General features: G+C 54.5%; 23 protein-coding genes, 1 tRNA gene and 1 riboswitch. Of the genes, 16 read left to right on the forward strand and 8 right to left on the reverse strand.

Annotated features, from left to right (window positions below; genetic code table 11):
- Window positions 1-17: 17 nt before the first annotated feature.
- Window positions 18-458: a 6,7-dimethyl-8-ribityllumazine synthase gene (locus GOX75_RS14550; RefSeq protein ID WP_171124252.1), complete on the reverse strand. Its 441-nt coding sequence runs from the start codon at window positions 456-458 to the stop codon at window positions 18-20.
- A gap of 68 nt (window positions 459-526) precedes the next feature.
- Window positions 527-677, reverse strand: a riboswitch (FMN riboswitch).
- 55 nt (window positions 678-732) lie between these two features.
- Here GOX75_RS14550 and GOX75_RS14555 point away from each other — a divergent pair.
- Complete coding sequence (locus GOX75_RS14555) at window positions 733-1,344, forward strand: FMN-binding negative transcriptional regulator (protein ID WP_171123999.1); 612 nt, start codon at window positions 733-735, stop codon at window positions 1,342-1,344.
- Between the two features lie 12 nt (window positions 1,345-1,356).
- On the opposite strand, the gene GOX75_RS14560 is transcribed toward GOX75_RS14555, so the two are convergent.
- Window positions 1,357-1,800, reverse strand: coding sequence for a cytochrome c family protein (locus GOX75_RS14560; RefSeq protein ID WP_171124254.1), 444 nt, complete (start codon window positions 1,798-1,800; stop codon window positions 1,357-1,359).
- 485 nt (window positions 1,801-2,285) lie between these two features.
- Here GOX75_RS14560 and petA point away from each other — a divergent pair, with 485 nt between their 5' ends.
- Genes petA through GOX75_RS14575 form a run of 3 tightly spaced genes read left to right on the forward strand, consistent with a single transcriptional unit; the run spans window position 2,286 to window position 5,016 of the window.
- Window positions 2,286-2,870: a ubiquinol-cytochrome c reductase iron-sulfur subunit gene (gene petA, locus GOX75_RS14565; RefSeq protein WP_171124003.1), complete on the forward strand. Its 585-nt coding sequence runs from the start codon at window positions 2,286-2,288 to the stop codon at window positions 2,868-2,870.
- A gap of 11 nt (window positions 2,871-2,881) precedes the next feature.
- Window positions 2,882-4,213, forward strand: a complete 1,332-nt coding sequence (gene petB / locus GOX75_RS14570; RefSeq protein ID WP_170387948.1) for a cytochrome b — start codon at window positions 2,882-2,884, stop codon at window positions 4,211-4,213.
- A gap of 17 nt (window positions 4,214-4,230) precedes the next feature.
- Window positions 4,231-5,016, forward strand: coding sequence for a cytochrome c1 (locus tag GOX75_RS14575; protein ID WP_171124256.1), 786 nt, complete (start codon window positions 4,231-4,233; stop codon window positions 5,014-5,016).
- Window positions 5,017-5,157: 141 nt separating this feature from the next.
- On the opposite strand, the gene mtaB is transcribed toward GOX75_RS14575, so the two are convergent.
- Both mtaB and dapF read right to left on the reverse strand, forming a co-directional pair.
- Window positions 5,158-6,414, reverse strand: a complete 1,257-nt coding sequence (gene mtaB / locus GOX75_RS14580) for a tRNA (N(6)-L-threonylcarbamoyladenosine(37)-C(2))-methylthiotransferase MtaB (protein WP_171124258.1) — start codon at window positions 6,412-6,414, stop codon at window positions 5,158-5,160.
- Window positions 6,411-7,253 carry a diaminopimelate epimerase gene (dapF, locus tag GOX75_RS14585; RefSeq protein ID WP_171124010.1) on the reverse strand — a complete coding sequence of 281 codons (843 nt, stop codon included), beginning with the start codon at window positions 7,251-7,253 and terminating at the stop codon, window positions 6,411-6,413. The genes mtaB and dapF overlap by 4 nt, the downstream gene beginning before the upstream one ends.
- 211 nt (window positions 7,254-7,464) lie before the next feature.
- Between dapF and GOX75_RS14590 the strand changes: the two genes are divergently transcribed.
- The 4 genes from GOX75_RS14590 (at window position 7,465) to GOX75_RS20605 (ending at window position 9,940) form a co-directional block, all read left to right on the forward strand.
- Window positions 7,465-7,540 (forward strand) — tRNA-Lys (locus tag GOX75_RS14590).
- Window positions 7,541-7,753: 213 nt separating this feature from the next.
- Entirely contained in the window at window positions 7,754-9,112 is a 1,359-nt protein-coding gene (locus GOX75_RS14595; protein ID WP_171124261.1) for a tyrosine-type recombinase/integrase, read from the forward strand.
- The gene (locus tag GOX75_RS14600) at window positions 9,109-9,621 is read left to right on the forward strand and encodes a hypothetical protein (RefSeq protein ID WP_171124263.1); all 513 of its coding nucleotides are present in this window, start codon (window positions 9,109-9,111) and stop codon (window positions 9,619-9,621) included. Before GOX75_RS14595 ends, GOX75_RS14600 begins: the two co-directional genes overlap by 4 nt.
- A 124-nt stretch (window positions 9,622-9,745) precedes the next feature.
- The gene (locus GOX75_RS20605) at window positions 9,746-9,940 is read left to right on the forward strand and encodes a helix-turn-helix domain-containing protein (RefSeq protein WP_170355731.1); all 195 of its coding nucleotides are present in this window, start codon (window positions 9,746-9,748) and stop codon (window positions 9,938-9,940) included.
- 530 nt (window positions 9,941-10,470) lie between these two features.
- Here the strand turns inward: GOX75_RS20605 and GOX75_RS14610 are convergent.
- The 3 genes from GOX75_RS14610 to GOX75_RS14620 all read right to left on the reverse strand — a co-directional run bounded on the left by GOX75_RS14610 (window position 10,471) and on the right by GOX75_RS14620 (window position 12,350).
- A complete protein-coding gene (locus tag GOX75_RS14610) occupies window positions 10,471-11,007 on the reverse strand; it encodes a hypothetical protein (RefSeq protein WP_171124265.1) in 537 nt (178 codons plus the stop codon).
- The gene (locus GOX75_RS14615) at window positions 10,991-11,761 is read right to left on the reverse strand and encodes a hypothetical protein (protein WP_171124266.1); all 771 of its coding nucleotides are present in this window, start codon (window positions 11,759-11,761) and stop codon (window positions 10,991-10,993) included. Before GOX75_RS14615 ends, GOX75_RS14610 begins: the two co-directional genes overlap by 17 nt.
- 73 nt (window positions 11,762-11,834) lie before the next feature.
- Complete coding sequence (locus GOX75_RS14620; protein ID WP_170793930.1) at window positions 11,835-12,350, reverse strand: DUF805 domain-containing protein; 516 nt, start codon at window positions 12,348-12,350, stop codon at window positions 11,835-11,837.
- Between the two features lie 566 nt (window positions 12,351-12,916).
- On the opposite strand from GOX75_RS14620, the gene GOX75_RS14625 reads away from it, so the two are divergent.
- From GOX75_RS14625 to GOX75_RS14655, 7 genes are all read left to right on the forward strand, one after another.
- Window positions 12,917-13,216 (forward strand): hypothetical protein, encoded by a 300-nt coding sequence (locus tag GOX75_RS14625; RefSeq protein WP_113790467.1) that lies wholly within the window; start codon window positions 12,917-12,919, stop codon window positions 13,214-13,216.
- 300 nt (window positions 13,217-13,516) lie between these two features.
- On the forward strand, window positions 13,517-13,879 hold the full coding sequence (locus GOX75_RS14630; RefSeq protein ID WP_170712383.1) for a hypothetical protein: 363 nt from the start codon (window positions 13,517-13,519) through the stop codon (window positions 13,877-13,879).
- Between the two features lie 55 nt (window positions 13,880-13,934).
- The gene (locus tag GOX75_RS14635) at window positions 13,935-14,549 is read left to right on the forward strand and encodes a hypothetical protein (protein WP_170712384.1); all 615 of its coding nucleotides are present in this window, start codon (window positions 13,935-13,937) and stop codon (window positions 14,547-14,549) included.
- A gap of 400 nt (window positions 14,550-14,949) precedes the next feature.
- Window positions 14,950-15,123 (forward strand): hypothetical protein, encoded by a 174-nt coding sequence (locus tag GOX75_RS14640; RefSeq protein ID WP_170712387.1) that lies wholly within the window; start codon window positions 14,950-14,952, stop codon window positions 15,121-15,123.
- Window positions 15,124-15,243: 120 nt separating this feature from the next.
- Window positions 15,244-15,888, forward strand: coding sequence for a hypothetical protein (locus tag GOX75_RS14645; RefSeq protein ID WP_171124268.1), 645 nt, complete (start codon window positions 15,244-15,246; stop codon window positions 15,886-15,888).
- 19 nt (window positions 15,889-15,907) lie between these two features.
- On the forward strand, window positions 15,908-17,341 hold the full coding sequence (locus GOX75_RS14650) for a hypothetical protein (RefSeq protein ID WP_171124270.1): 1,434 nt from the start codon (window positions 15,908-15,910) through the stop codon (window positions 17,339-17,341).
- Window positions 17,331-18,272 carry a metallophosphoesterase gene (locus GOX75_RS14655; RefSeq protein ID WP_171124272.1) on the forward strand — a complete coding sequence of 314 codons (942 nt, stop codon included), beginning with the start codon at window positions 17,331-17,333 and terminating at the stop codon, window positions 18,270-18,272. The genes GOX75_RS14650 and GOX75_RS14655 overlap by 11 nt, the downstream gene beginning before the upstream one ends.
- On the opposite strand, the gene GOX75_RS14660 is transcribed toward GOX75_RS14655, so the two are convergent.
- A complete protein-coding gene (locus GOX75_RS14660) occupies window positions 18,273-19,031 on the reverse strand; it encodes a hypothetical protein (RefSeq protein ID WP_170793942.1) in 759 nt (252 codons plus the stop codon).
- Window positions 19,032-19,212: 181 nt separating this feature from the next.
- Between GOX75_RS14660 and GOX75_RS14665 the strand changes: the two genes are divergently transcribed.
- Complete coding sequence (locus tag GOX75_RS14665; protein ID WP_170793944.1) at window positions 19,213-20,142, forward strand: SdiA-regulated domain-containing protein; 930 nt, start codon at window positions 19,213-19,215, stop codon at window positions 20,140-20,142.
- The last annotated feature ends 262 nt before the right edge of the window (window positions 20,143-20,404 follow it).

Raw genomic sequence — 20,404 nt, forward strand, 5'->3', positions numbered from 1 at the left:
TTTGAACAGAAGAAGGGTCAGGCCGGTTCTAAAAGTGCAGCGCGGGTTTTACTGATTTTGAGCGCGGCTTGCGCTGCCTCGCGGCCCTTTTCCACGAAATGCGCGCGGTAGATCGCATTATGGTGGTCGGTTTCCTGATATTGGTGTGGTGTCAGCGAGACTGACAGAACCGGAACGCCCGTATCCAGTCCGGCGCGCATGAGGCCATCAACCACGGCTTGCGCCACGAAGTCGTGCCGGTAGATACCGCCATCCACCACGAAAGCGGCGCAGGCGATGGCGGCATATTTGCCGGTTTGGGCCAGGTCGCGGGCCAGCAACGGCATCTCGAACGCGCCGGGCACGTCGAAGACGTCAATCTGATCAGCGGGGATAAGCTGTTGGAATCCTTCCAGCGCTTGATCGACAATATCGGAATGCCAGTTGGCTTTGACGAAAGCATAGCGGGTGTGTGTCATTGTGATCTCCTTCGTAAACAGACACGTCACCCAAGGCGATCACGAGCGGCCGCGCCAATTGGCGCGCTGCACGTTCTCTTCCATCCGGACTGTAACCGTCGGCTCTGGTTTCTCACCAGATCTGCTTGTCACCCCGAAGATTCCGGGGCCGCTCGCGGGCTTACGGGTCATGGCCCGCATACCGCCGGTGGGGAATTCCGCCCCGCCCTGAGAACGAGGCAGAACTTGCCAAGGACCAAGCGAATCTGCAAGTCGTTCCGTCAGGAGAGATGCCATGCACCCAAATCCGGCTTTCCGCGCCGAAGACCGTACCCGCCACATCAACTTTGCCCGTGACCGGGCCTTTGGGGTTTTGGCGCTGTCCACTGATGACGCACCCCTGATCAGCCATGTGCCGTTTTTGCTGAGTTCCGATGGTTCAATGGTCGAACTGCATTTGGTGCGGTCGAATCCGATCCTGCGCACCCTAACCGCCCCGCGCGCTGGGCGTATCGCGGTATCCGGGCCGGATGGGTATATTTCTCCGGATTGGTACGGTCTGGCAGATCAGGTTCCTACATGGAACTATGTCGCCGTGCATCTGACTGGGCGGATTGAAAAGCGCCCTCAGGCCGAGTTGCGGGGTCTTTTGGACCGACAATCGGCCTTTTATGAAGAGCGGCTTTTACCCAAGCCCGCATGGACCGCTGACAAGATGTCGCCCGATGCGCTGGATCGCATGCTAAGGATGATCGTGCCCTGCCGGATGTATGTCGACGATATTCAGGGAACCTGGAAGCTGAACCAGAACAAACCCGACGAGGCGCGCGAAGCGGCGGCTGAACGGGTTGAAGGCGGGCTCGGCGTCGAGTTGGGATGGCTGGCCACGCTGATGCGCGACGCGTGACCAGACCAGGGGTTAGTTGGAGAAAGTCGCGAGATAGGCCGCGATATCTTCAGCACCTTCCTTCAGCTTGATGCTCATGTTGGGGCGCGCTTTTTCGTCGTTCAGGAAATCCTGAATGAAACCGATCGGGTCTTTGGAGTAGGCTGCGATGTTCTCTTCGGTCCAGATCAAGCCTTCCTGACCGGATCGGATCATGTCATCGGTGAAAAGACCAACGGGCAGCCGTTCGCTTCCGTTCAGGTAATCGTTCTCGGTTCCTGCTGTCCGGCCCACAACGCCATAGAGATTCGGACCCGTGATGCCACCTTTGACCAGAACTTCGCCGTCCTTGATTATCGCGTGACAGGACGAACAGCGAAAATAGAGTGTCTCGCCCCGCGCCGGGTCACCGGCAGCTAAGGCCTGAGTCGACGCAAGCAGCGCAAAGGTCAGAATGGGTACAGATAGGTTTGGCATGAAAGGCGTCCTGTTAACGGTGGCTTTTCCCTGCGCCTTTATGCATTCGCGTTAAAAGTGCAATCGAAATGATGCGTTTCAAGGATTTTGAGAATATCTATTTTTGATCTGATATTTACGGCGCTCGAAATCACGCAAAAGTAGAATTTTTGTGGCTAATTCTGGCCTAAACTTTGCAATTCGACGCGGGGTGCAGCGGATTTGGTACCCTTGTGCACATCGGTTGTCACCGCATCCTGCTGATCCGAATCACATTTCGACGAACGCGCGACGATCAGCGGGAATCCTGCCAAAAATCCCCCCGAGGCTTGAAAATTCAGGGTTACGTTGTGACATGAATGCCCAGATGCGGCGTAGTGCGCGCCTATGACCGCTGGACGAACCGATTTCTCCCGGCTAGATAGCCGCGATGAGACGCCGCTTTGATGCGGTGCTGATGCATGTTTGCCCGGTATCCTCCGGGCGCCGGAATCGGAGAAAACCTCGTGTCCCACGCAGAAGACCACGAAGGCACCCGCAGAGATTTCCTCTACTACGTCGCTGGCGGCGCAGGTGTCGTTGCGACGGGTGCAGCCGTATGGCCCCTGATCAACCAAATGAACCCCTCGGCAGACGTTCAGGCGCTGTCCTCGATCCGTGTGGACGTAAGCGGCGTTGAGCCGGGGACACAGCTGACTGTCAAGTGGCTGGGTAAACCCGTCTTTATCCGTCACCGTACCGGTGCCGAGATCCAAGAGGCGAAGGAACAGGACGCCGAAGGCGTTGATTCGCTGCCCGATCCGCTGGCACGCAACTTTAACCAACCGGCCGATGCGCCAGCGACGGACGCAAACCGCGTGATGCCCTCGCCCGAGGGCGAGGCACCCGGTGCGTGGCTGGTTCAGATGGGCGTCTGTACACACCTTGGCTGTGTGCCGCTGGGCGATGCCGGTGACTTTGGCGGTTGGTTCTGCCCCTGCCACGGTTCGCACTACGACCTTGCCGGTCGTATCCGCAAAGGCCCCGCGCCTGAAAACCTGCCTGTCCCGCCCGCTGAGTGGACGGACAACAGCACCATCAAACTCGGCTAAGGGAGACCCAGATGTCCGGAATTCCCCACGATCATTACGAGCCGAAGACAAACGGCGAGAAGTGGCTGAACAGCCGCCTGCCAATCGTCGGCCTGATTTACGACACCATCATGATCCCCACCCCCAAGAACCTGAACTGGTGGTGGATCTGGGGCATCGTCCTGGCGTTTTGCCTGGCGCTGCAAATCGTCACCGGGATCGTTCTGGTGATGCACTACACCCCGCATGTTGATCTGGCCTTTGCCAGCATCGAGCACATCATGCGCAACGTGAATGGCGGTTATATGCTGCGTTACCTGCACATGAACGGCGCGTCGCTGTTCTTTGTTGCGGTTTACATCCACATCTTCCGTGGCCTGTTTTACGGGTCGTACAAAGCCCCGCGTGAGATCACGTGGATCATCGGGATGCTGATCTACCTGATGATGATGGGCACCGCGTTCATGGGCTATGTTCTGCCCTGGGGTCAGATGTCCTTCTGGGGTGCGACCGTGATTACCGGTCTGTTTGGCGCGATCCCGTTTGTGGGTGACGCGATCCAGACTTGGCTGCTGGGCGGACCGGCGGTGGATAACGCCACGCTGAATCGCTTTTTCTCGCTGCACTATCTGCTGCCGTTCGTGATTGCGGCGCTGGTGATCGTGCATATCTGGGCCTTCCACACCACCGGCAACAACAACCCCACGGGTGTTGAAGTGCGCCGTGGTTCGAAAGCCGAGGCCGAGAAAGACACGCTGCCGTTCTGGCCGTATTTCGTGATCAAGGACCTGTTTGCGCTTGCCGTGATCCTGGTCGTGTTCTGGGCGGTTGTCGGCTTCATGCCGAACTATCTGGGCCACCCGGACAACTACATCGAGGCCAACCCGCTGGTCACGCCTGCACACATCGTGCCTGAATGGTATTTCCTGCCGTTTTACGCGATCCTGCGTGCCTTCACCGGTGAGGTCTGGGTTGTGCAATTCGCCAGCTTCATCACTGGTGGCATCATCGACGCCAAGTTCTTTGGTGTTCTGGCGATGTTCGGTGCGATCCTGGCGATGGCGCTGGCCCCGTGGCTGGACACCTCGACCGTGCGTTCGGGCAAATACCGTCCGATGTTCAAGTGGTGGTTCTACCTGCTGATCATCGACTTCTTTGCCCTGATGTGGCTGGGTGCGATGCCCGCAGAAGAGCCTTATGCGACTTTCTCGCTGATCGCGTCCGCCTACTGGTTCGCCTATTTCTTCGTGATCCTGCCGATCCTGGGTGTTATCGAAAAACCCGATGCCCAGCCGGAAACCATCGAAGAAGACTTCAACGCGCATTATGGCAAGGCTGACGCCGACGCCACGCCGGCCGAGTAAGAAGAGGGACCGGAAACATGTTCAAGAAACTTGCAATCGGTGCCGCGTTTGCTTTGGCTCTTACCCCTGCTGCGTCCTTCGCGGCAGGTGGCGGCGAGCAGCATATCGAGGATTTCCACTTCTCGTTCGAAGGGCCGTTTGGTACCTGGGACAAGCATCAGCTTCAGCGCGGTCTTCAGATCTATACCGAGGTTTGTGCGGCCTGCCACGGCCTGCAATATGTACCTTTGCGTGATCTCGAAGCGCTGGGATATTCGGAAGAAGAAGTCATCGCCTATGCGGCGGGTAACTTCGAAGTGTTCGATCCTGAGCTGGACGATTTCCGCCCGGCCATCCCAACTGACCACTTCCCGGCGAACAACGGTGTTGGCGCGCCTGACCTGAGCCTGATGGCGAAGGCCCGTGCCGGTTTCCACGGCCCCTATGGTCTGGGGATCAACCAACTGTTCAAAGGTATGGGTGGTGCGGAATACATCGCCTCATTGCTGGATGGTTACACCGGTGAGGAAAAGGAAGAGGCGGGCACCGTTCTTTATGAGAACAAAGCCTTCCCGGGCGGCTGGATCTCGATGGCGCCTCCGCTGTCCGAAGATCAGGTAGAATTCGCGGATGGTCATCCGGCCACCGTCGAAGCCATGTCCGAGGATATTGCGGCCTTCTTGATGTGGACTGCCGAGCCGAAGATGATGGAGCGTAAGTATTCCGGCTTTGTCGGCGTGCTGTTCCTGTCTGTTCTGTCGGTCCTGCTGTACCTTGTGAACAAGCGTTTGTGGGCTGGTGTAAAAGGCAAGAAGACCGTCTGAGGTTTTCGACAGCTAGAAATTTGAACCCCCGCGCCATCCGGTAGCGGGGGTTTTTCGTTGAGGGCGGGATAAAGGGGCCAGCCCCTTCTTGGCCTGCGGCCAATTCATCCCCGGGATATTTTTGGCCAGATGAAGCGCGGATCAGGCTTTGAGTTGGCTACCGGTGTGATCCGTGATCGTGGCGGTGACGATCTGGCCTTCGGGTTGAGGGGTGGTGAAGGTGACTTCGGTGAATTGCTCGGTTCTACCCATGGTGGGGTTTTCCATCAGAATGTGATGGGTTTTGCCCAGTTGGGCGGTCAGATGCTTGGCGACCTGAGCTTCCCCGGCGGCGCGCAGTCGGGCGGCGCGCGTTTTGATGACATAGCCATTGATCTGTTGCGGGATGCGGGCGGCCGGGGTGCCTCCGCGTTTGGAATAGGGGAAGACGTGCAGCCACGTCAGGTCGCAGTCGGTGACAAGTTTCAGCGAGTTTTCGAAGTGGGCGTCTGTTTCGGTGGGGAAACCTGCGATGATATCCGCGCCAAAGGTCATGTTTGGGCGCAGCTTGCGGGCCTCTTCAGTAAAGCGGATAGCATCGTCACGCAGGTGGCGGCGCTTCATCCGTTTCAGGATCAGGTCGTCGCCATGCTGCAGCGACAGGTGCAGGTGGGGCATCAGGCGCGGCTCGGTGGCGATGGCTTGCATCAGGTTTTCATCCACTTCGATCGAGTCGATCGAGCTGATCCGCAGGCGCGGCAAGTCCGGTACCAGCTTGAGGATGCGCAGCACCAGATCGCCCAGCTTGGGCTGTGCTGGCAGGTCTGCGCCCCATGAGGTCAGGTCTACGCCGGTCAGCACCACCTCATTATAGCCTCGGTCCACCAGCCGCTTGATCTGATCCACCACCACGCCCGCGGGGACGCTGCGCGAGTTTCCGCGGCCATAGGGAATGATGCAGAAGGTGCAGCGGTGATCGCAGCCGTTCTGAACCTGCACATAGGCACGCGAGCGGGTGCCGAAGCCATCGATCAGGTGGCCAGCGGTTTCGGTCACGGACATGATGTCGTCGACCTGAACCGCTTCGGTCTGGCCGATAAAATCGGCGGCCATGCCTTTCCAAGTGTCGGGCTGCATCTTTTCGGTATTGCCGATAACGGCATCGACCTCGTCCATTTGGGCGAAGGTTTCGGGTTCGGTCTGGGCGGCGCAACCGGTTACGATCAGCCGCGCATCGGGGTTTTCGCGGCGCAGCTTGCGGATTTCCTGCCGGGCCTTTCGGACGGCCTCGGCCGTGACGGCGCAGGTATTCACCACGACCGCGTTCGACAGGCCCGCCTGCTGCGACAACTCCTTCATCGCCTCGGTCTCATAGGCGTTCAGGCGGCAGCCCAGGGTGGTGAATTTAGGGATGCTCATCCAAGCGTCCTCAGGAACTCAGGTGTCAGGGTACCCGAGAAGACGTGGCAGGTCGGGCCGGTCATCCAGACACCGTCGTCTTTCCAATCAATCCAGATCGTACCGCCATCCAGTTCAATCTGTACATTGCGCTCCGTCAGGCCGCGACGTGCAGCCGCCACCGCAGTTGCGCAGGACGATGAGCCCGAGGCCAAAGTGATGCCCACACCCCGTTCCCATACGCGCATACGGATGTGATCCGGTCGGATTACATGCGCCACCTGCACATTGGTGCGTTCGGGATAAAGCGGGTGATGTTCATAGCGCGCGCCGAACTCGGTCAGGGGAATGGCGTCGGCATCTTCGACAAAGAATGTGCAGTGCGGGTTGCCCATGCCCGTGGCCGTCGGTCCACCTTCGATTGGCAGTTCCAGGGTGTCTACATCCTCGGCCAGAGGTATGTCGCGCCAATCGGTTTGAGGATGCCCCATGTTGACCGACGTCAGGCCGTCGCCTGCATCCTGCGCGTAGAGCGTCCCGCGCTCTGTTGTCAGGGTCAGGGCTAATTTTCCGGTTTCTTCCATCAGAAACCGCGCAATGCAGCGTGTGGCATTCCCGCAGGCGGCCGAAGTCGACCCATCCGCATTGTAGAAGACCAGATGCGCATCCGATTCGCCGTTTTCGATAACGGCCAATTGGTCAAATCCAACACCAAACTGCCGGTGACCGATTCCCTTTGCCAGCGCAGGGGAAATTTCGGCGGACTGCGCGCGGGCGTCCACAATGACAAAGTCATTGCCCAGCCCGTGCATCTTCATGAAGGGCAAACCGGTGTTTGGATCTTGTTGCATGGCGGGCATATAGCGTTGCGCAGGACGGGAATCCAGCCTGCAGTGCAAATTCCTCAAAAAAGGGGTTGACCCCCCAGCGCCACCTGCCTAAGTAGGCCGCCTATCGGGACGCCGAAACGCAAGAAATTGTTGGCGAAACGAGGTGCAAAAAAGGCCTTGAACCCAGTTGGGAAAATGCCTTAGAGAGCGCCACGGATCGAGAAGATCCAGACAAAAGAGTGGGCCGTTAGCTCAGTTGGTAGAGCAACTGACTTTTAATCAGTGGGTCGCAGGTTCGAATCCTGCACGGCTCACCACTCTAAACATAAAGAAAATAAGGCTAAAACCCCTGAAATTTAGGGGCGCTACGGTCTTTCTTTTATGGCATGCAGAGTGCGAGTTTGTGCAGGTTTCGGAGCAATAATGCAGGCAAATCTGGAAAAAACCTGGAAGAACCTTTAGTTTTGTGGTGTGGCCAGCCGCTGGAACGACTGAGCCCGACATCGCCAAACTATGAAGGAACTCCGGCAATGCCTGAAAATAGCCTATCAGCACGTGAGCTTGCTTCAAATCACATCCAAGCGGCGTTGGACACGGGCGTCCGAGGCGAATTGCGCGAGGCCCTTAGGAAGGCGGCTGCATTGGCAGCAGGTGAACGCGTGACAGATGTCTCTGATCTAGAGTACCGCCAACTAGCCATCGGCGGTAAGTTGGTTGATAAGGATCGACCTGGCCTGGTGATGCGTCACGGCAAACGCACGGGTAAAGTCTGGATCTACCGATACGAACACCCCGACAAAAAGAAACAAGTGGAACTCCAGTTCGGGCGCTACCCTAAGATGTCGACGGCGGACGCTCGTGAAACATGGCGCGAACTACGCTCTCAACGGCTCGAAGGCAATGTGCCAATGCCAGCTACATCTGCATCTCCCAGCGCCCTAACCATGGGCAATTTGATTAAACGATACATCTCTGACTACGCGCGGGTGACTAAAGCCGAATCGTCGTCGAGGGAGGACGAGCGCCTCCTGGGAAAATTCATTGTGCCGTATTATGATGAACTGCCCGCAATGGAATTTGACCACGAGGTAGCCAAGGCGGTCTTGTCCAACATCGTGAATGCGGGTGCTTTACGTGAAGCTGAGAAAGTCCGTTCGGTACTTTCGACGATGTTCAATGTGGCCAGTGGGCGTACGCGAAAAATCTCGACATTGGACGGTACGTGGCTTCCGCCAGATCATCCCAATCCGGTAGGGGCAGTAACGCTCCCGAAGCGGAAGCCGCGCCAACACACTCCCGGGTCGCGTGAAATCCGCAACTACGTACGCGGCCTCGATCAATTGGGGCAACATGGTGAGATCCTCCGCATTCAGTTAGAGACATTTGCACGCATTGGGGAGGTGACGTCCATGGAGTGGGATGAGATCGATTTGGATGCTGGCACGTGGACGCTGCCCGCTGCCCGCTCGAAGAACGGAAAGGCTCATGTCGTGATGCTTGCGCGCCAGACCGTGGAGCGACTTCGGGATCGCGAGGGCGAGACCGCCTCACACCTGGTCTTCCCATCAGTTCAAGACGCCAATCGGCCGACTGACAAACATCTGGTGATCCGGACCCTTGCTCGGAAGCGGCAAGTGATCGGCATATCAGAAGAGTTCACATCTCACGCGACGCGGAGAGCGGCGCTGACGTGGGTTGCTGAGAATGGTGGAGGCCGCGACATTCGCGACCGCTTATCTAACCATACACCGCCGGCAGACGGATCAGACCACATATATGTTTCCGCGGAGCACAACGAGGCCGCACGAAGGTTCACCCAAGCTTGGGTCGACCATCTTACGGGTTTGGAGGCTGACAACGTCAAGTCGCTTGTAGGGGTGCGAGCATGAGCCAGGTATTCGAGATCGGTGGTATTTACCTCCGGCGCAACGATGATGGCTCGTATCGCTTCGCAAAAGATGGCTGGTCGCAGGCACTTCCGCTCGATCTCGATAACCACGATGCACTAAGGGCAATCGTTCAGTTAATGGCACCCCGCCTAGCTACTCTGCTTGAAGATGATCATCGGCGATTGACGCATGAATTCTCAATACGCAATGAGCAAAGTATCCAATTGCACAAGTCGCTGAAGAAAGAGTCCACGCTTGTGAAGGGACGCAGGAAAGGTCTCGATGGGTCCCAAAAAGTCAGAAAGTCAAAGTCCAGATTAACAGAAGAGGTGGCGCTGGGGATCTTTGACGAACAAATGGCTGTTCCTGGTGTCAGACGAAGGTGGGCACTAGCGCGAAGTGAGAAACTGCTTGCGGAATGGGCCGAAAAAGACCCCGCGAATCGCTATGCTTGGAAGGCGGATACAATAGCTAGAAAGGCACGTGAAAGAGACCAGCGCTTCGGATAGCGGTTACCATCCGTTGCCACAAATGGGAAAGTGGTAACCAGAACGCACCGCTACATTGCAGGTATCTGCACGTACAGTGATCTTCGCTCCCATCTACGCGCAAGTGCGCATTGGGGGAGTAACTATGGAACGCGAGCCTGACCTTAGAATCGCTGACGCCGCGGCCGAGATCGCAGTCTCGGATCGCACAATTTGGGATCTTATCCGCCGCGGTGAGCTGGTTTCTTACAAGGTTGGCCCGCGAGCTCGCCGAGTGACGCGTGAAAGCCTTGATGCCTTTCGTGAGCGACATGTTGTTCCACCGCGTGGTGCAGCATGAGCAAACGTGGCCACACACTGATTAAGGCTGACAAAGTTGATACGCCCGAGTCCGTGACCGACAGGCTAGTGCCGTATTTGGATCCGAAGGAACAAATCTCGGAGCCGTGTGCAGGCGCGAACATGCTTGCCGCACGATTGGAAGCGCATGGGTTCAAAATTTCAGAGGCTTACGACACTGAGCCCCGCGATCTGGCGATCGAGACTGCTGATGTCGCGGATCGGTGTCCGCAACGGTTTGTCGCTTGCAGGCCTTGCGTCAAATGAAACGCAGCGGTTTTGACCCACCCCCTGGCACCCCTTCAGCCCGTCACTTATTTTCTCGCGAGGCGCCCGCGTAATCTGGGGCTTTTTTCAAAGATCGTCCACGTAAAGAAAATTGCTCGCTACTCCCTAAGAGCCCGCGAAGTGCGATCCCCGTGGCGAATACCATTTCTGCCAACAGCGGAGTTTGTTTGAAGATAAAGCTGCGTCCGGTGTATCGCGCGGAATGGTAAGTTCGCGAGCTCTAATGCTCACACCGATTCAAGTCTACTCCCAATCGCCAGCAGACGAGCGCCACGTCTTAGCTTCCGCATCCCAAACACTGGCTATTGCGCAAGGCGTCGGGTTTATTCCGTCACAATTGGTTCCGTGGACATCTGCAAGGACAATGCGTTTACGCCCGAAGTCAACGACCGTCCAGCCTCGATTGAGCAAGGAGTGAACCTCCTCTTCAATCAAGAAGTGCGACATGCATCCGCCAGTACCGCAGTAAAGAGATGCGGCGCTTGAACACGCGAAACCAGACTCATTCAGAACCCAGTCGTGTTGTAGATTTCCGTCGAGATCGACCCTTTCAACCGCGCCCCAGGCTATGTCAAACTGACCGTTGTTGAACTCAGCGCAGGCTCGTGCCGCCAGATCAACCTTCGCCTGCAAACCGGGCGGAAGTTGCGAAACATCAGCCGCAACAGCTGGTGAGGTCCAAACAAGGCCCGAAGCAAGCACAATCCCGGCGACCAAACATTTCATCTGACGCGCTATTTGGGAAGCTGGTTGGAAGGAGGTATCAATTGCACTGATCATACCTGTAGTCCCCATATTCCAGCCAGTTTGCCGAGCCGTCGCTAAAAATCAGAAACTCGGACCTGTCTTCCCCAAGCAGGGCGACGACAAATCCAGCGGGCGGCTCAGAGTTCCCGAAGTAACTGTAGGCCGTCATGGCTCTGATCGACTCGCCGTTAACCGCTACTCGCGCGTCCCACTCTCCGTCCGGGTTGTCCAAAATTACGGGTTCGATCACGCGTTTTTTCGCTCCGCCACCACAATAGACGATGCCTTCGGGCGCTTCGTAAGAGGTCTCTTGGCCAACTTCTGAATCGCACTCAGAACGAAGGGACCGAATTGCTGCGCTGGAACCTTTCAAGTCAAAAATTCCGTAGCTGACATCTTGATCAATCATCGACAGATTAACCGATGCATTGGCCGCAAGCTGGTCTAGTACAAAACCATAGTCCTGCTGGCTATTGAAACTAACCTCGACAGGATAATTGTCGACGATCTGCACGGCAGCGTTTTCTGCGCCAACCTGAAATGCCCCAACTTCGGTGGTGCCGTTCTTCAAGAAACGAATGGAGAGCCCTTGCTTCTCCACAATGTCCTGGCTGTCCTCATATCCAGCCGGTGCAAAGCGGATACGGTCACACTGAAGTTCCAGCGTCATGTTTCCTGTCTGAATAAATGCATTGGGATTAGGCCCGGAGTTGAACGACCACTCCGCTGATGCTGTGGTCGCTCCTGCCATCAGTAGCATTCCAATGGAAATGGTTTTTAAGCTCATTTTTTCTCCCCATTGAGTTACGGTTCGCACTGTCGTTCAGCAGAAGTTCCAGCCAATTGCCCGGACAGCCAGATCAGTAAACAGGTTCGCCGTATTCGTTTGCGCCTTCTTGAGAAGGTCGTGTCAGCCACCAGATCATCAGGACGGACAGAACCAATTGAAGGATTGAGACAACAACAATACCAGTCACACCCAGGACTGCCGCTGGTCCTCGCAATGCATCGGGGTTTTCGGTCCCTTGCTCCAATACCGAGAAAAACGCCACCCCACCCAGCATAACAAAGAGCGTTGAAATGCTGAGCGCCATCGGCAGCAGCAAATACCAGCCAGGTCGTCCTGTATCATGCAGCCTCCGCCAACCGGCGGCCAGCATAGGTATGAGAACGGCCAGTTGGAAAACAGAGGACAGAACCCGAGATCCCTGCCCTGTTTCGGGGTTGGTCCCGAATATGATCGTATCCAGCACAGCTAAAGCGGCACTCACGAGAACTACAAACAAGAAGAACCACCAGTATTCTGAACGTATCGCCCGCCCGGAAAACTGGAAGTATTTCGAGAAACACGTTTTGACGGCTTCACCGAATCCCATATTTCACTCCTTTCTTAGTTTCCATGCGGCCTCAAATCGCTTCGCCGCTCAGGAGAACACACTCGCAACCACGGGTGCTCGCACCTACCTTTTTTTGAAAGCAAAGGCCTATCGCACGAGAGCGTAAAGAATTTTGCGCGCGGAAAAAATGTTGATTTTTTAAAAACTAGATTCAAACATGCGAATTCGACACAGCTTTATTTTACCTCCGTTGTTGTCGCTGTCGCCCGATTTGTCGGGCCCTTCCGACTGCTAGAGTGAGTGCTGGCGGTCGGAAGGCACTTTACAATGATTGAGCGCTGGGAGGACGCGATGCTCAGACTTAACGTACTCGCCCTCTCTCCAAAGCTCGCTCTAGCTCTCGCCAGCGACGTCATGCGGCCATCACGCGTTATTGGCGACCCAGATAGTCAACGAAATATCGTTCCACCGACCAAGCCCCCCGCGGCAAGTTTTGGAATGGTAGTCACAGGATCGAGGTATGTTCTATTGGCTGCACTGAAGTGAGAGCTTCAAACAAGCGCATCCAATTTCACTAATTTCAAGGGAACCAGAGGGAGAAGAAGATGACCAACAAGATGGTGATGATTGCGGGCGCGACATGTTTCGCACTGCTTGCGGCCTGCGACGATACGAGTACATCAAGTGCGTCCGCCGAACTCACGCCGGCTCAGCAGGCGTGTTTACGAGATGTAGCCAACACGACCAACAATTCGCAAGTCGTGGTGCTCTCATCCGCGTTTAGCGAGGCGGGAACACAGGTCACAGTCGGCGTAGGCGAGGATCGTGCTCCTTGGAATTGCATTGCCTACAGTGATGGCGCAACAGCTGGAATCGAGTTCCTAGGCGACGAAGGCGCATTGTGACCTGTCTGCTGCGTAGCTGAAAACGGCTGCGCAGCACTGGCTTGATCTGCTGAGGCTCGACTTGCTTTGTAGAACCACCATCATCGTATTCGCGGTCCTGTACCTGTTGGCGATGGTTGCATTTTTGACGGGCACATTTGGCTGGTTGGGACAGGAACGAGACCCTTTGTCCGGAGTGTTCCTTCTACCGTTGGGATTGCCTTGGATACTTGTAGCGGACTTAATTTCGGAGTCCGCCAAGCCGTGGTTCGCGGCGACTGCGCCTGTGCTCAACCTGTTAGCGCTGGTCTTGATTTGTAGATGGGCACGCAGTTTGCGCCAATAGTGAAGACTGAACTCTTTCTCACCAATAGGGAGGAAAACATGGGAAAAGTGATCTTGGGTGTTGTGATCGGGCTCGTCCTCGGCGTGGTTGGGGCTATGACCTTGGGTGGCGGGGCCGCGGTGGGTGTTGGCGTTGCGACAGGCTTGTCCGCCGGTGTCTGCACAACATTGAAAGGAGCACAAGCCGAGAACCTGATCACCGCCGAGCAAGCGGATCAGATCCTCAACCGCGTAAATTCCGAAATGGCGTCACTGCAAGGAATTGAAACGACGGGCGAGATCGTCGGCAGCGCACAGGCATGCGATGAATTTCTGTCAAAGTTAAGAGACGCGAAGTGAGGTTTCGCTTTGCACGGAACAAAACTCTAAGGACAAGCCAACAGGGAACCATCTGATGAAACTCGTTTTACTCAAGCTCCTCACACCCATGTTCGCAATCGCGGGCACAGCTGCTTTTGCAATATCAGAAGCCGACGACGCGTGTATCGACCATTTGCGGCAGGTTGGTGGACCAGACGGTCAATCCGGAACGATTGAAAGCTCTCAGTTCTCGGAAGCTGGTACGCTCGTCATGCTACGAGATGCAGGCGGAACACTTTGGCGCTGCATCGCGTACAAGGATGGTAGCATCGGCGAGATGTCGGTTGTCGAAGCGATGGATGATGGCGGTGGAGCCATGGCAGGCGCCGCCGGGTCTACTGGTAGCCAACGTGTCAAATTCGATGCTGGTTCCACCGGCGCCGAACTCGTTGGTGAACTCGCGCCAGGAGCGTCACAGCAATATTTTCTCGGGGCAAAAAACGAACAGTTTCTTTACGTCCGCGTTGCTCCGCGAAATGGCTCCTTAGACTACGTTATTCGTAACCCCGATGGTTCTGAACTGTTGGGATTAATGTCGGCGGACAAGGAGTATCGAGGGCAGCTTTGGCAATCTGGTGATCATGTTGTGGAGGTTATCAATCGCAGCAACTCTTCCGTCGGCTACAACGTAATTTTCGGAATTGAATAGGTGATCAACCAGAAACCCCGAAATGTATTCCCAAAGAAGCTAGGAAAAACAGATGAAACCCAAGTTCTTATTTGTGATCGGCACGGCGTGTATTACTGCGCTTGCAGCATGCGACGAGAGTGACGGATCGGTGGATGCAAGTGCACCAACTGTAGGCAGCGCTAGCGATCTTTCGTCATTTGAAGGGGCAAGAGCGGGCCAAGCTGAAATGGGCATCCAGAGGCTCGGATTTGAGCTCATCCGAAGCGAAGGTCTGACCTCGTACTGGTTTAACAAGGATACTGGTGCATGTGCTCGGATCACGACATCCGAGGGAAGGTACTCAGATGTAGCTATGCTGCCATCAAGTGACTGCTGACAAAATTCCATCAATCCCAAATCCAAGAGAAGGAGCCCAAACTTGCAATTCGACCTGGCACATGCGGCGGTCATCATTGCCGCTCTAGTAATCACTAACCTGGCATTAAAATACGCCGGCGTAATCAATGAAGAAAACAAGCACCAATGGAACTGGAAAGTTGTTCTAGCCTACTTCGTAGTCGTCGTTATCATCAATCTGGTGTGGCCCATCTAAAGTTTCACAGCGGAAAGCTAACTGCCCACTTGATATGGTTGTCGTGAACTAGCCTTTCCGAGAGACTATTAGGTCGCAAGAGTTTGAGCATCAAAGGTTTAAGAATAGAAAGGAGTTGGCATGCGGTTTTTGGCGTCCCTCATATTCATTGGTGTTCTCGCAACCGCTGCGAATTCTGACGTGACCAGTCGAAATGGCGGTCCAAGTAACAGTCAAATGCTGTCAAAGGGTGGTGACGGAGGCGTTGATGGTGTCGCTTTCTTTCGTCCAGTCTTAAGCGGAGTGCTGTATCGATCCGGTTTCAAGGGCGGCGACAAGGATCGAACAGGCCTAAGTGACGGTCAACGCGAAACTCTGTGCGGTGAAGGGTTTTCAACAGGGTTTTATGCCGACTTCGGCAAAAACACTGAATACGGTCGCACCAGCTGCGGAAACGGATCCTTTGACTATCAGAGCGCCAGATCCTCCCGACCCGATGCTGTCATGGCGTCCATACACGAGGTGATTAAAAACCCTGGAAAGGGCCCTGTTCTGGTGCACTGCATGTGGGGCGTTCATTCCTCAGGTGCATTGTCGGCGATGGCGCTCGTTCAGTTTTGCGGTTGGACAGAAGAAAGGGCCAAGAAATATTGGAATGATGCCCGAAACGGAGCCCCTTGTTCAGGCGGGTGCGACCAGTGGATTGACTCAAAATTTTCCAACTTCAGTGTCGACCCAAAATTGAAGATCTCCAACGAGCAACAGGCAGCGATTTGCCCCAAATGATATTGGGAGGACTATCCAAATGAAGTTCAATCTTCTGGGGTCACTTGCTTTAATTGCACCCACTGTCTTGTGGGCGAACGACGATGTTCTCGGTGAAGCCACGACATTTGATAGTCCCAACGGCGTTACTGAACGCTGCATTCGGATCGAAAAAGTTCCAACGGGCGAGTATAAGAAAAGCGATCTTGAGGAAGAAACGGCCTATTGCGAGATCGATTTCTATGCCTCCGAAATTGCTATTTGCCCAAAAACCTGGAGCACCAGCCCAGGAATGGCAGTCTACGATATTTCGGAAGGACCTTACGTGGGGAACCGTTCTGAATTCGAGAGAAACGCTTGCAAGGAAGGGAAGGCGGCAAAAGATCTGGCTAAGGACAGGGCGGCTAAATTCAAGTCCACCATGAACCAGAAAGGCACCAGTGGAACCTTTTCCACGTCTTCACTGCTTTACTATCATTTCTCCAGATATTTCGACGCGACTGTAAAAGTTCCAGTCGCCGTTTGGCGAAGCATGGACGCCCAGACGCATTTTTCCGAGGTCGCCGAGCCTGGTCTTGCGATTTCTGGTGGCTCTCACGGCGGGCGCATGAACCATGAAGGCTGGCGGGTCTTCGCAGCCGCAGATGCGGACCCGGACTCATACCAACCGACCGACGATCTGTTCACCGCAGATCGAACGCAAATATACGGTGTGCTGCTTGATAGCCCTGGGCATCGATACGGCTCGGAAATCAACGGCACCCGTAAATCTGGTTGGGGGAAAGGTCAGAACCGCGATTTTCAGGAAACTCCTGCTTTCTTGGCTTTGCGTTCTTCAAAACCCTTGCCAGAGGCCATTGTAGAGGGCGTCGGAGAAGGTCGAAGAGACCGGATGATCAACAAGGATCTCGGTCCCGATGTCAGCGACCAACAGATGGCATTTTGGATGCAAGAACTTACCGAGATTGTTCTCCTCGATTTCATCTTTAGCCAGCAGGACCGCGTAGGAAACATAGACTTCACTCCCTATTGGTATTGGGTCGAAGACGGAAAGCTGAAGCATAAGAAAGCCAAGCACCATGAGCCAAACGATGGAGACGTTCCCGACGACGCATTATTGATCCGTCGCAGCAATCTAAACGACAACGATGCTGGTGGGCGTGTCGAATACGCCAACTTCGCAAAATCTACTCAAATGCTGGAGAAAATTCGCCACTTCTCTCCAAGCACATATCGGCGCTTGGTTGCATTGAATAATGACCTTCAATCTCAAGGTCCCGTCTACGGCTGGTTGTCGCAAAGCTTTGGGTTGTCAGACAGTCAGATTGCACAAGTTGTCAAAAATACTGCGCTGGCAACATCCATCCTCCAGGACAATTGTTCAAATAGCGAATTGATGTTCGACTTGGATCCTATCGCATTCTTTTTGAGAAACGACACCGAGGTAGAGGCTGTGGACTGTTATGACCCGTAGGTGTTCTGCTCTTTTTGCGGTGTTCATTTGGACCGCTCTGCTCGCCTGCAAAGCGGCGGCATTGGATGTTATCGTCATATCGGATCTGAACGGAAGCTATGGTTCGGTAAGATACGATGCCCGCGTCGACAAAGCGATTGAGCGCATAATCGAGATTGATCCAGATCTGGTTATTTCGACCGGAGATATGGTTGCGGGACAGCGCATTCCCAACTTGTCCGACAAACAGGTCAGGGAGATGTGGAAGGCGTTTCACGAGGCCGTATCAGATCCTTTAGAGGCTGCCGGCATTCCATTTGCGGTCACGCCTGGGAACCATGATGCCTCCGCTTACCGTGGGTTCGAGCGTGAAAGAAAAATATACGCAGAGGAATGGACACCGAGAAAACCAGACGTCGATTTCCTGGTTTCAGATGACTACCCGTTCTTCTACGCATTTGAGATGCAGGGCATCACGTTTGCGTCTCTGGATGCAACGACCCTGGGCCCGCTATCCGGTGATCAGCAGGACCGGCTACAGGAACTGGGTGCAGACGGGGACCCGATTGTCACTTTCAGTCACCTCCCACTTTGGCCGTTCGCGATCCAGCGCGAACGCGAAATCATCGGTGACCCAACACTTGAAAAAATCTATTTGGAAAGCGGTGTCGTTCTGCATCTGTCAGGCCACCATCATGCCTTCTACCCCGGTTGGAAAGATGGTGTGGCTTATGTCTCTCAAGCTTGTTTGGGAGGTGGTCCGCGGCGGCTTATTGGCGATAGCGCCAGATCACCTCACAGCTTCACTCATGTTACGTTCCAGCCGAACGGAGAGTTTGGGATAGCAGTATATCGAGGCCCTGACTTCGAAAGGTCGGTAAACTTCAAGTCGCTCCCGAAAGAGATCAGATCCCCGAATGCGGTGTTGAAACGCTTAGACCTTGTGAAATGACTAGAGGTTGAGTTTCAGCTCAACTTTATCAGGGACCAGATCGTTTATCATCTCTTCTATTCGGGCTTCTGAAAGTCCACCTGAGGTGATGAAAAGCAATGAAACCCGAGATTTTCCGGGGACGTGGTGTTTTCTGACCAGCTTCCAGCCAGCTTCTGTGGCCATGGCTTCAATGGCTCCGGTGACTTTCAATGAGTGCTCTTCGTCCGAAGCTTTGAGCGAAATTTCCACACCCTTGTTTCGCCCTCCGAGCCAAATGAAACACCAACAAACAACCGCCACTAGTGTGGCCATCAGCGGCAAGCCCAAACCGACCGCAAGACCAAGAACAGTCACGATTATCATTTCGACAGTGTCCACCGGATCATCGAGATTGGAGCGGAACCTGAGCAACGCTCCGATTCCAAATATGACAAAACCGATCATTGACCCGTGCTGAACCACCAGAAAACCAACCGCCATGCCGATAAGCGCATACAGGAAGAAAAGCCTTGGCATAACTATGTCGCGGACGCTTCTACGGGCTTTACGTCTCACCGGATGATAGACGATCAAGCCAGCCAGAATGATCGTGACGATCACATCGAGAGTAAAGAAATACAGTTCCTGTTTGCCGCGAAACTGCGTCCATCGGCGTTCGATAACAATTTCCGACCCCGAAGCCCCGGCCAGCATCGTCGCAGGGTCGACTTGTGACACCGCAGCACCTGGCAACAGCAGCATCAACAACACGGTCACAAATGTGAGGGTCGTATTCAACTTGTCTTCCTTCCTGCTCAAGCCAAAGGGTTACGCTTAACAAAAGCACATCGTGCCCTATTCAATTCAATCGCAACAGGCGGGATCAGGTAAAGAGATTACTGTGCATTCTTCGGACATCGCATCCGGACTGTGATACGAACGCTGATACAGGGATGTGGTCCAAGCGCGAGAAAATCCAATGTCAGAACACAAGCTGCTTCGGTCGGAACTTGGGTTTTCACGGTGCTTCCCCAAGCTTGGAACACTGGCTTCTTTTGCAAGCGCTACTGTTGCATTTCTGGCATGGATCGAGCTCGCCTACGCCGAGAGTCCAGGTTTGACTCTCATCGACTCATTCAAGGTGGCGGACAAATCGGAAGGCTTCTCGGAGCCTTCCGGATTGTCTCTGTCCAACGCCGAAGGCTTCTTATGGTCAGTAAGCGACGCTGAACCTAAACTGCACCTACTTGGAATCGACGGGGCAGTAGGAAACTCTTTCAAGCTGCCATCATTGGCGGGATCAGATCTGGAGGGCGTCGCATCACGAAAAGACGGGTCTATTTTGGTGCTTCAGGAAACTGACCGATCAATTCTAGTCATTCACCCAACCGAACCCATTCAATTGACAACAATACCTCTCACATCTCTTAAAGGTTACTCAGCCGCCGCTGAATTACTCGTCGGCAACCCATTAAACAAGGGACCCGAAGGTATCGCTTTTGACCCGGAATCGGGGCGGGTCTTCATTGGCATTGAAGGACAACCAAGGTTGTTAATGGTCGTATCACCAGCGCTAGACGAAATTGTTGAGATCATTCCTTTAGCCCGCGATGCAGGTTTTATCTCCGAGCGTGTAGATGATGATGAACTGGATTTGAGCGGCCTAGCATGGTCCCCGTCCTCACGTTCTCTTTGGATTGTAAGTGACAAAGGCCGTCAAATCTTCGTCTACAATCCAGAGTCCAAGTCCGTAAAGTCTATCAGTTTGACGTTCACAGAAGATGGCAAACAAAAGGAAGTTAAACATCCCGAAGGAATCGCTCTCGATGAGACCAAAGGGCTTCTCTATGTCCTGACAGACGATGCCAAGAAATCGCGGCTTTATGTTTTTGAGCAACCGGAATTGTGAGGATTGTCCTACTAGTTCTCTACTCTAACTTGTTGAAAAGCCGGGTTGTGTAATTGAGCGCCGTCGTATGTGCGGCGTATTAAGTAAATCTGCGTTCTGTTCACTGTGTTTCTTAAAAACATCACCCATCAATACATTCGAGTAGCGTCAGGTTCACACATGCGAACCACATAATAACATTGGACTTCAACATGCTCAGTCACTTTAAGGTTGTCAAAAATGCGCGTATTCAGCTCAGTTGTTTTTGCGATCATTTGCACTC

The organism is Ruegeria sp. HKCCD7251, from assembly GCF_013031165.1.
Lineage (GTDB): Bacteria > Pseudomonadota > Alphaproteobacteria > Rhodobacterales > Rhodobacteraceae > Ruegeria.